The 10835-nt window shown below is 56.6% G+C and carries 7 protein-coding genes and 1 pseudogene; 7 read left to right on the forward strand and 1 reads right to left on the reverse strand.

From position 1 onward, the window contains the following. The first annotated feature begins 426 nt into the window (after nucleotides 1-426). Both QA609_RS23105 and QA609_RS23110 read left to right on the forward strand, forming a co-directional pair. A complete protein-coding gene (locus tag QA609_RS23105) occupies nucleotides 427-1770 on the forward strand; it encodes a hypothetical protein (RefSeq protein ID WP_278304975.1) in 1344 nt (447 codons plus the stop codon). Nucleotides 1771-1831: 61 nt separating this feature from the next. Next, the gene (locus tag QA609_RS23110; RefSeq protein WP_278304976.1) at nucleotides 1832-2077 is read left to right on the forward strand and encodes a hypothetical protein; all 246 of its coding nucleotides are present in this window, start codon (nucleotides 1832-1834) and stop codon (nucleotides 2075-2077) included. 34 nt (nucleotides 2078-2111) lie between these two features. On the opposite strand, the gene QA609_RS23115 is transcribed toward QA609_RS23110, so the two are convergent. Then, a complete protein-coding gene (locus tag QA609_RS23115) occupies nucleotides 2112-2426 on the reverse strand; it encodes a hypothetical protein (protein WP_278304977.1) in 315 nt (104 codons plus the stop codon). 237 nt (nucleotides 2427-2663) lie between these two features. Between QA609_RS23115 and QA609_RS23120 the strand changes: the two genes are divergently transcribed. From QA609_RS23120 to QA609_RS23140, 5 genes and pseudogenes are all read left to right on the forward strand, one after another. Further along, nucleotides 2664-3185, forward strand: a complete 522-nt coding sequence (locus QA609_RS23120; protein ID WP_278304978.1) for a hypothetical protein — start codon at nucleotides 2664-2666, stop codon at nucleotides 3183-3185. A 117-nt stretch (nucleotides 3186-3302) separates the two neighbouring features. Beyond that, nucleotides 3303-4898, forward strand: a complete 1596-nt coding sequence (locus QA609_RS23125; RefSeq protein WP_278304979.1) for a hypothetical protein — start codon at nucleotides 3303-3305, stop codon at nucleotides 4896-4898. A gap of 77 nt (nucleotides 4899-4975) precedes the next feature. After that, complete coding sequence (locus QA609_RS23130) at nucleotides 4976-8365, forward strand: conjugal transfer protein (protein WP_278304980.1); 3390 nt, start codon at nucleotides 4976-4978, stop codon at nucleotides 8363-8365. Then, nucleotides 8365-9714, forward strand: coding sequence for a hypothetical protein (locus QA609_RS23135; protein ID WP_278304981.1), 1350 nt, complete (start codon nucleotides 8365-8367; stop codon nucleotides 9712-9714). The genes QA609_RS23130 and QA609_RS23135 overlap by 1 nt, the downstream gene beginning before the upstream one ends. Before the next feature lies 1 nt (nucleotide 9715). Beyond that, a pseudogene (locus QA609_RS23140) lies at nucleotides 9716-10835 on the forward strand (type IV secretion system DNA-binding domain-containing protein); the annotation flags it as partial.

Raw genomic sequence — 10835 nt, forward strand, 5'->3', positions numbered from 1 at the left:
TGGACTATCACCTCGAGAGCAAGGGAGACTATCTGACTGAGCACCAGCAAAGTGGACTATCAACGAGCTGGTAGATAGGTGGACTATCACCTCGAGTGTAGGCATGCGATCCTGGGAGATCTCGAGGTAGTGTCTGGGGGTCACCTCTGGCTATAGCATGGAGAGCGAGCACGGAGCGAAGCGGAGTGCGAGCGGCCAGTCGGTAGTGGTGTGGCGCGGTGTTGGCTGGTGTCGTTCGGTGTCGGCCAGTGGCTCGAGCTGGGGTAGTCGCTGCAGTTCTCAACCTCACAAATTAGTTGGTTTTCCGAAAGCAATATCACCTTGAAATATGATTATAGACACATGAAAAACTCATATGCACGTCGAGATTTTCTGCGAGGTGGTGGGGCGACATCAGTGACGCTGATAGCGTCTCTGGCGGGATGTATGGCCTTTGACGGTGGATCCTCTATGGGGGAAGGAAACCCAGCCAACGCTGGAGCGACGAACATCGATACGGGGGTAACGACGGTGATCGACCCGGCGGCCTACGAGGACCGGTTCAGCAACGTAGTGGACATCACCGACGATCCCTACAATGCGGATCCGACGGGGGAGGAGGCGATCGACGATGCCCTAATGATGGCTTGGGAGGACGACACGCTGATCGTGTTCCCACAGGGGCAGTACAAGATGAATCAGGGGTTCCGTCGGACCGGCTGGCGAGATGTTGGTCTAGTCGGCCAGAACGCCGTGATTCGGCACGGTGAAGTCGACGCGATCAACGGGCATACGGTCGACGAAGGAGAGTACCGCGGCGGGACGATGCTGTTTCGAATTGGGACGATGAGCCAGCCTCACCAGGGCGAGTTCGTCTTTGGCGGGTTCATCTTCGACTGGGCTCGAGAAAACGCGGGAATGCGGGGACTGTATGCGATGGTCAACGACCGGGCGGAGATTCGCAATATCGCGTTCAATGGCGTCCACGATCTTGGCTCTCATGGGAATATGCGAGTCGCGACGACCTCTCGAGACGCCTTTGCGTTGGTCGATTCGGTTGATATGAGCGGTGGCGGGATGCACTACCACGATACGATCAACACTCGCCAGACGGAGCGCTACGACGGAACAGTGAACGAACAGGGATTCGGCCAGAGCTGGTCGACGACGGGAATCGTCGGGCACACGGATATGTCGGGGACGACGCTATTCCAGAACGTGATCTGTGGGCCGTGGCCGGATAACGGATTGTATGTCCAGGGGGGCGGTCGGCAGATCGTTCGGAACTGTATTGCCTCGAATTCCGGGACAGCAAACATCCGGTTCAATCAGACCGACGAGTGGGAGCCGATTCCGGAAATCGACGAGACTGACGACGGTGAACTCACTCGAGATGGGCCGTACGGCCAGTCGACGGTGGAGGACTGTGTGACTATCGTTGATCGTGTGCCATCAGGGGTGCATGAAAGCGGCCGTTCGATTTGGCACTACTCAGGGGAAGGTATGATTCGAGACTGTGAGGTGACGATAGCTCAAGAAAGTGAGGCTGGCGGTGCCGGGGGTAACTTCGCGATCGGGACTCGTTCTGGCGTGACTGAATCGACGATTGAAAACTGTCGGATTTCGTTGCTCGAGCCGACGGATGCCTTTTATTCTGGGACGTCGGCACCAGTGACGCTCCGGGATGTGGATATCGTTGCGGAGGGGTGGGATCCCGGTACAGCACCAGTCGATGTGATGGGTGGTCAGACACCCTCTCTCGAGAACGTGACGTTAAACGGCTCACCGTAATATTATCTAACACTCACCAAAATATATTTATAGAACAAGGCTATACCATGCAAAAGAAGAGATGCCAGGACTTCTCACTAGATCGAACGCCGCTGCTGCACGATTTTTCGCGGTGATAACGTTTTTAGCCGCCTATATGGCCTATTCTGGATTCGGATTACTCTCCGCACTCGTTATTGCAGTGTCTGGCGTCGTTTTGTGGGTCTTCACTGGGGATCCGCATAACCACGGTGCAATTCGGCGTGTTTCAGGCGGTATACTCTGGATGATACTCTTCTTCTTCGGAATCGGAATTGGCGTAACGTAACTGGATCTAGAATTAGAGTTAGATGAGGATTGAGCTATGTCTGGCCCTCAAGATCGCGACCCGCATACAAGAGCATTCCCTTCCAGGTGAATCCATGCCACTGGCGAGTTTCGTTCAGTTGTTCGTACTGGTCCAAACTCTCTATTTCCGGAGTATCGAGCTGGCGATGAGTGTGCATCAGAAGCCCGCGCCAGGTAAGTCCGTGCTGTTCTTTGAGCTCGTCGAGACGTTGGTACTGTTCAGAAGGGAACTCAACTGAGACATAGCGGGTCTTGTTTTCCCCTTCGATCTCGATGTTGACTGATTTAGAGTTGTCTTCGTCAGTATCGGTTTCATTGCTGTTCGCCATGCTGATCACCCAGCACCCCATGGCTGTGTGATTGGCAGATCTATGCTGCGTATCACACTATGCGGGGTTAGTGCTCACTCACATAAATCTCCGCGAAGAATCGGATGGCATCAATAACTAGTTTAGATACTGTTAAGGAATAGATTTATTGTCTTGAGGCTAGACTACACTTATAGAAGTCTCACTGATAGAGTGTGTATGAGTTGCTAATAGCTTGGTGGGACTTTGAGAATACAAATGACCGAAGAAAAACCTACTGCGGGTACGGATCGGGATCGTACAGTTCTCCAGAAACTCTTCTTATGGGTTCTGCAGTCGGCTCACGAGAGCCGAGCAGAGCTCGAGGATCTCACACAACTACAGGAGGGATCGGAAGGGGGATCGCTTCAGCGTCAGCTACTGACGCCGGTTCGAGCAATGGTTCTCATGGGTCTTGTCTCACTGATTGCATCGCAGTCAGTGGCGGCACAGGAAGGAGAGGGAACAGACATTTGTGGCGAGGGCTTCGGGCTGATGATCTTCGATATTCAGATGATGGCCTGGCAGGTCATCCTCGGCGCACTGTTCCTGATCTTTATGCTTGGGCTGGTTCTGCGAGCAGTGCCGCTGTTTACTGGTTCAACGGCAGTTGGGAGTCTGATGATGATTGGACCGATCGTCGGTGTGATCGCGTTCATCTTCTTCGTCCAGTTTATCGACATTGCTCTCGGCTATGCCGGGGGACCAGGCGTCGGCGAAGGCTGCTCGCCGTTCGTCTAAACTCACACACCAATGAGAATTTCCCGAATTGTTCTTTTAATCGCAGTACTGTGTAGCGTCGGAGTACTTGTTGGGTCAGGTCTTGCTGCTGCTGACGCTGGTGTCTCGGCGGATGATGTGGTACTTCAGACTCAGGGTACTGAGGAAAACGAGAGTGTCTGGGAATCGCCGGAAGATGATGAAGAGACTGATGCAGTAGATGGTTCAGATAACGGTCTTAGTGAGGGGTTGGACGAGACTAATGACGCTCTCTCTGAGAACGAGTCTGAAAATGCGTCAGGTGATGAGCTCGAGGACGACGAACCGCTCCAGATTGAGGATAGTGAGGACCGCGAAGAACTCGAGGAACTCTATCTCGAGGAGAACGAGGATGAAGAGGAGGAGTCTGCAGGACGTTCGATTCTTGATGGCGCCGGAAGTGCAGTCAGTGATACACTAAATCCGGCGGACGCAGCTGAAGAAGTCTGGGAGCGACTCACCGAGATGTTTGCTGGTGCGATGAGCTTCTTTGTTGAGGAAGTCTTCAACGAGGCTCTCGGGACGCCGACGATCAACAACGACGGTGCCTTCGGAATCTTGGGCACGCCCGAGGCCCTCGAGGAAGGAGAACAAACGCCGTCGCACAAAGAAGCTGGGCTCTACGATGCGATGGCTACAGAGAACTATGTGACGGTATACGAGGAAGTCTATCTCGGATTGGTGATGCCGATGGCGATGTCGGTCATGTTCCTGCTGGCGCTGTTGATGTTGGTCGCGCCGGCGATCACGGCAATTACGCGCCGGAAAGTCGGTTCGATACTCGCTTCAGGCGTGTTCGTCGTGATGATGATTGTCGCCGTCTGGGAGTTCGCGACACTCATGCACGCGTTGAGTGACGCGGCGGCGCAGTTGTTCCTTCCCGATGGGGAGGACGTTCTCGACTCGGAGGTGACGACGTACTCAGGTGGCGTAGCGACGGCGCTGATCCTCTACTTCAAGGGATGGGTCGGTGGCGCTGCCCTTGGATTGATCCATGCAACTCGGCATGTTCTCTTATTCGTGTATCCGGCCGTACTGCCGATCTTCTTTATTTTGGCTTACTGGGGCGGCCACCGTCGAGTGAAGCAGGTTGGCTCGTTCTTCATCTGGCAGTGGTACGGCCTGCTGGTGATGAACATCCCGACGGCAATTTTGCTCGCGTTCGCGAACGCCGTCGGTTGGCAGCTCTTTCCGTGGGAGCTGCTCAATTTCTTGGCGACGCTTGGAATCTTCGCCCTCGCAGTTTTGATTCCGTTCACTGTGAGTGGCTCATTCTTCCTGATTGGGCTCTCGATGCGCGGGGCTGCAGTCGGGACCGCTTCATCGGTCGTCTCGAAGTACGCTCCGTCACCACGGCCGGCGTCGGTCTTTGGCGGCGAACGGACCCGGTCGGCGAAGGAGCGTCTCAAGCGTGGCGGTGAGAGGGCGGGTGCCGCAGCGGCGAATCGATCGAAGGCAGCAGCACAGCGGGCGAAGTCCTCTGTGAACTCGAGACGTCCGATTCGGACCGATGGTGGGCAGTCTTCGGGCTCGAGTTCGGGTTCGTCCTCGGGCGGCTCGAACTCGAGCACCACGCAAGGAGCAGGTGTCACGCCGGATCAGCGTCGCAAGGCGGCACAGCGTCGGCAGGACCGTGCACAGAATTCAAAGCAAGCTGAGCGGGCTCGGAAGCAGTCAGACCACTACCGCAAATGAGCGATAGCACTAGTCAGTCAGACGGTATCGACCACAAAGTGATCCATACTGGGACGAGCGATCAGGTCGTCCTTGGGATGAGCAAGATGGAGGTTCTGGCGGCGGTCGCGCCGCCGGCGATGATCTGGTTTATCGGTCGGCAGATGATCGGCGGTCTACTGGGTACGCTTACGTACTCTGTGGCGATCGTGTGGTTGTTCGCAGGCTTCGGTTTCATCGTCGCAAAGGATCCCTGGATGACCGCTCGCTTCTACGCCGAGACAGTGCTTCGATCGTTCTCGCAGCAACCAACCATGCTCTTCGATAGAAACCCCGCTGACTCCGGTATTGCACAGCCAACGAACGATTCTCTCTTTGGGAAGGTAGCGTCGATTCCCCTCACAGGACTCCGCTATCTTTCGTCAGTCCGTGGGCCGGATTCTCCAGAAGACAAGTCAAAGGGTCCGGTCCGCACTCAGGATTTTGTACAGTACACGAAAGCCTATCACGGGACGCCGGCGGTCGAGACCGACGATGGTCACGTGATTGGTGCGATTCGGATTTCGCCGGCGAATATGGTCACCTCGAGCGAAGAGGAGTGGGAACGGCAGTCTCGATTCTACGCGAAGGTGTTGGACACGGCGGTCAAGGGAAACATCCAGATTGCGGAGTACATGCGAATGGTCGACTACACGCCGCGGATCGAGCGTTATTCCAAGCGCGAAGAGGAGATTCTCACCACTGCCGACGGTGAGACTGCGCCCGGTGAGGTCGACTACTCCGATCTCGAGTTCGGGAAGAAGGTGCTCGCGGATCTGTGCCAGGAGCGTGCTGACGTCGTCTCGATGTACGACCTCTCGACGTACACGGTCGATCCGTACCTGATTGTGGAGGTCAAACCCGGCGACGTCGTCACTGAAGACGATGTCGAGGGTGGGCTCACGTCGATTCCGATTCTTGGACGGGTGTATACTCACTGGAAGGTTCATCAACTCAAGCAAGCAGGTGAGCATATTCCACAGATGATTACGTTGCTCGAGGATCGCCTCGACACGATCAGTGACTCGATCCGGCGCCTCGAGGATGTGAGCGGACACCCGATTCCGAGTGCAGAGCTCTCGCAGGTCGCGGCGGACCACTACCAGGCGGCGAACGTCTATGCGCATGCCGATTACACGTCTCTGGTTCGGCAGAGTCCGATTCCAAGGCCTGAAGTTACTGAGGGCGGTGTCGAAGTTGGTGAAGCGTCTGACCCGGAGTACGATGTGACCTACGCGCATCTGGACGTTGAGGCCGAACGGGATCCAAGGACGACACTCTCGAGGCGGCACAATCAGCTCGCGATCGCTGATCAGGATGCGAGTGACTCGGATGATCCAGACCCCTCAGTGCAATCGGAGTCACCTGAGCGGCCAGAGGCGACGACTGATGGCGGTGTCACAACGAAAGAGCCGACTTCGGATTCAGTCGAAGTCGCGGAGTCTCCAGGGAGTGCGGAGATCGCTCTTACCGACGAGGAACTTGAGGAGCAGTACATCTCACTACTTGCTCCCGAGGAGATCGAGCGCTCCTGGATGGACGGTGGCGGCAATCATCTTCGGATTGACGGCGAGATCTACGCGGCAACGATGTTCATCTCGAGCTACCCGAAAGACCCACCTGAAGGGTTCCTCGAGCCGATCCTCCAGTTCGATGACGCGGAGGTACAGACGAACGTCGCGACCCATATCGAGACTGTCGATCAGGACAAGGCTGAACAAGAGCTCGAGGACTACGCTGACGCACTTCGGAAGAAGTACGAGCGGGTCAAGGATTCGCGGGTGGAGATGTTCGCGAGCCGCTATCGTGATGAAGCCGATGAGACGCAGGCAGCTCTGGATTCCTATTTGCAGAGCGAGCACGATATCTTCGAGGCCCAGACGTACATTGAGGTTCGGTCGTTCAACCCAGATGCATTGAAGCGAGCCATTCGCTCGATCCGGACGAAGATGTCCGACATGAGCGCGGAGGTCTCTGTGCTTCGGCAGAACCACGATGTCGGCCATCAGACGGTTGCGCCGGCGTGTCAGGACAAAGTCGACCAGAAGGTGAAGGTTCGATCGGAGGCTCTTGCGGCGATGAACCCGTGGACGACAACGAATCTCCACGAACCTTCGGGTGTGGAGATCGCCGAGAACATGGCGACGAACGAGCCGCTTGCTGTCGACGTTTACAAACGCGATGCGGGGTATAATTGGGTAATCGTCGGCAAGACCGGGGCCGGGAAGACGGTTACCTCGAGTCAGTATCTGTGGCGCTACAAGGTCGACAACCCTGATTCGTTTATCGCGGTGATCGATCCGCTACAGGAGTTCGCTAACCTCCAGGAGGTCTTTGGTGGCGAACGCATTGTGGTCGGATCGACCAACATCAACCCGTTCGATATCAAGCCGACGCCGGAGGACAAGCTGGATGCGATCGGACACTCGGCGCCGTACCGCGAGTGGCTCGATTCGGGATTGGACTTCCTCGAGCTCTACTACAAGATGCAGGGCTTCGACTTCTCACAGTATCGAGCGATCTGGACGAAGGCGCTTAAGCGTGCCGGCGAGAAGAAGGGGATCACCGAGGATCCGAAAACGCACGACCCAGAGTACCGCAAATCGGAGGGGTATGACGGTAAGGCGCCGACGATGGCAGATGACGTCCTCGAGATCATCAACGACATGTCCAGCGACGGTGCTGCGTACGTCGAAGATTCGTCGAACGAGAGTCAGGTTCGCGATCGCGAGGAGAAGGCGACGGCGGTGATCAACAACCACGTCGAGCCGTTTCGTGATGGGGGTCATCTCGAGCATCTCGCTCACGAGACCGAGGTTGACCTCGAGGATACGGACTTCGTCTATGCTGATTTGCAGCTCAAGGAAGGGGATGAGGAAGGCGGCGGGCTCATGATGCACCTGTTGCTGGACTTGCTCTATAACGAGGTCAAGTCCCGCCCAGAGCCGGGAACGATCTTCTGTGACGAGTTCCACTACCTGCTTCGCGACGATATGACGGTGAAATCGCTCTCGCAGAAGTATCGCCACCACCGTCACTGGGACCTCTCGATTGGGGCTGGGACGCAGAGTCACAAGGACTTCTTCGGCACCGACGGCGAGGGCAACGTTCATCTGACAGATAACGCAGAGGTCATGCTCGAGCTCTCGTCGATGGAGATCTACCAGTATGTCGAAGGGATGAACGAGCAGTGGGGCAAGCGCCTGGGGCTTTCTGTTGATGAGGCCGATTTGATCGACAACCTCCAGAAGGGGAATCTAGCGGATGGATTCTCCGAAGTGCTGCTACGGGTCGACGACGAGGGCTGTTACCCTGGGCGTGTCCGGATGGATCACGACCAGAACCCTCGAGAAGCGGTTGCGTTAATGTACGATCCCTCTGAGCATGGCGAGGACTATGCGTCGTATCTGCAGCAGTACGACGATGTCTGTACCTGGAGGTGGTCCTGATGGGACTCGGCAATCGAACCGTGTGTGCCACGAAGCAGAAGCTCGGTCTTGGCGATGGCTACGAGGCTCTCGAGGTAACGCCAGAGCTGACCGAGAAGTTGTACGGTGAACTTCCGGAGCGCAAGTCGATCGCGGTGCAACCGAGTAAGGATGGCGGTGGCCCGAAGGACGCGATCGACCTGCTGACAGCCGTTCACAATCCTGGGCGTAGTGGCTTGCTCGGATCCGCCGATGGACCGACGCATTCGTTCGAAATGCGCTACATCAACGGGTTGGTTGGCTTCCAGTGGGTGATGGCAACAACTGAGGCGCAAAAGCAGATGCAACGGCAGCTCGAGACGTTCTATCCTGACGCCCATATTGACGTCTCCGAGCACGATCGACCGGCACTGTTGCCCCTCGAGGAAGGTCGCTACGTCGCCGGCGCCTACCTTCGGCTTCGGAAGCGTTCGGATGGGAAGCATCTGTACCCGATCAAGCATATGGATATCGAGGGGTTCGAGAACGATCCCTACGGCTCGATTACGGCTGAGATGATCGGCGAGCGGGAGTCGGACATCGAGACCGATCTGGCCGTCCAGACGATCTTTGAGCCGGCGCCGGCCGACTGGTGGAAGGGTGGCTTGCTCTCATCATCAATCGATGACATTGCAGATGAACTCAAGAGTCCGCGGAAAGACGAGTCGTTCCTCCATGCGCTGAAGTACGAACTCTTCCCCGAGAAATTCGAGATCATCGGCGAGGAGCGAGAAGCGTCGAACAAGGACAAGCAGGCATCAAACATCGTTCGCGAGCAACGCGGCGAGAAGGGCTTCCGGATGAATCTGCGGATCGTCGGCGTCTCGGATGATCCCGATTCTGCGGTTCGGCGGGTAGCAGAGACCGCCCAGCAGTTCGACGGCTACTACGAGAGTAAGACCGAGCAGGGCTTCGAGGTTGTTCCGCTGTATGACAAGCGGCTTCGAACCGAACTCGAGCGGGCATACGGTCGCACCCGTGCAGATCGGAAGATGATTATGGGCGTTCGTGGGGCTGCTGGCCTGATCCATATCCCGAACGACGATATCAACACTCAGGACGTCGACTGGTCGCTGACGTCTCACGCCGGCGACGTCCCGGCGAATGCGCCGAGGTTTTCGGAGTTCCATGACTCTGAGATTGTTCCCTGGGAAAAGGAGCTCCGGTCGGTCAGTCTCGAGGGCGCTGATTGGTGGACATACGATATTCCCTCGACTTGGAGCGATCCTGAGGAGTACGATGACTGGAGTGTTGACATCGATAGTCAGCAATCCGATGACGATCGTGAGTTAGACCGCAGTTCTGAGCGAGACCAGGAGGCGTTCATATAACATGACTCTACCATTCGGCGACGATGGCGAACCAGTTGAAGAGATGGAAAAGTTCGGCGCACGGATCGAAGGTGAGGACGATCCGAGTGAACCCGTTCTGATCAACTCGAAAGAATGGGCCATACAACGCTACGATCCAGTCGAGGAGGAGATCGAGACCTACGCTGGTGCCTGGCCTCGAGCGATGATCGAGAACGCACAGGCCGTGCCCCGACAGCCACTGTGGATCGGTGTCTCGGAGAGTTCTGGCCGCGAAGTTCCCATTGAGTTCGATCGGCTCTTTCGGCATGTTTTCTACGGTGGCTCGACGGGGACAGGGAAGACGACGAAGATGTACAACGACGCCGTGGCCCTCATGTATGGCGGCCATGGCGTCACGATCATTGATCCGAAGGGCGACGACATCTACGACCTCCTACGGCGGGTTCCAGAGGACCGCTGGGACGACGTGATCTACATTGCGCCGGGGGACGATTTCCTGGATAAATCGGTCGGGTTCAACCTCTTCGAGACCTACCACGAGCCCGACGAGACCGGATTCGACGAAGAGATTGAGGGGATCGTCGACGACTTTAAGGAGTTGCTCAAGGCCGGCGATTTCTGGGGGAACCGGATGGACCGTGTCATGAAGACGATGGTCCGAGGGATGATTCGCCACGAGTTCGAGTTTACGCCCCTCGAGCTGTACTACGCGTTGCTCGACGAGGAGAATCGGCGGCAGTATGCGGATCTCATTGCGTCGGCTGACGACGATGACATCGCCTTTCTCGAGGTCTACACGCGACAGATCGCTGAAGAGTTGACTGAGCAGGAACTCGACGCACTCGTTGGTCGGCTCAAGGACTGGGTCGAGAATCCGATCACGCGCCAGATTCTGGCTCAGCGTGAGTCCGATGTCTCGATCGCTGAGGCGGTCAACGAGGGGAAGATCATCATCTGTAAGAACGACCTCCCCGGTGAGGCAAAGCGAATGGTGGCAACGGCGGTTATGCGCCGGGTCTGGACGTGTGTGAACGATCGGATCAACCCATCGGAGAAAAAGGTTCGTGAACTTGCCGGTGCGAACACCTCCGGTGGGGACTACGATCCGTATTTCTTGATGATCGACGAGTGTGACGATG

It is taken from the genome of Natronococcus sp. A-GB7 (assembly GCF_029688865.1).
Lineage (GTDB): Archaea > Halobacteriota > Halobacteria > Halobacteriales > Natrialbaceae > Natronococcus.

What these genes read in the sequence shown, in the direction of transcription:
- QA609_RS23135 (WP_278304981.1), top strand. Translation starts at nt 8,365, where the DNA reads ATGGGACTCGGCAATCGAACCGTGTGTGCCACGAAGCAGAAGCTCGGT.
- QA609_RS23115 (WP_278304977.1), bottom strand. Translation starts at nt 2,426, where the DNA reads ATGGCGAACAGCAATGAAACCGATACTGACGAAGACAACTCTAAATCA.
- QA609_RS23120 (WP_278304978.1), top strand. Translation starts at nt 2,664, where the DNA reads ATGACCGAAGAAAAACCTACTGCGGGTACGGATCGGGATCGTACAGTT.
- QA609_RS23105 (WP_278304975.1), top strand. Translation starts at nt 427, where the DNA reads ATGGCCTTTGACGGTGGATCCTCTATGGGGGAAGGAAACCCAGCCAAC.
- QA609_RS23110 (WP_278304976.1), top strand. Translation starts at nt 1,832, where the DNA reads ATGCCAGGACTTCTCACTAGATCGAACGCCGCTGCTGCACGATTTTTC.
- QA609_RS23130 (WP_278304980.1), top strand. Translation starts at nt 4,976, where the DNA reads ATGAGCAAGATGGAGGTTCTGGCGGCGGTCGCGCCGCCGGCGATGATC.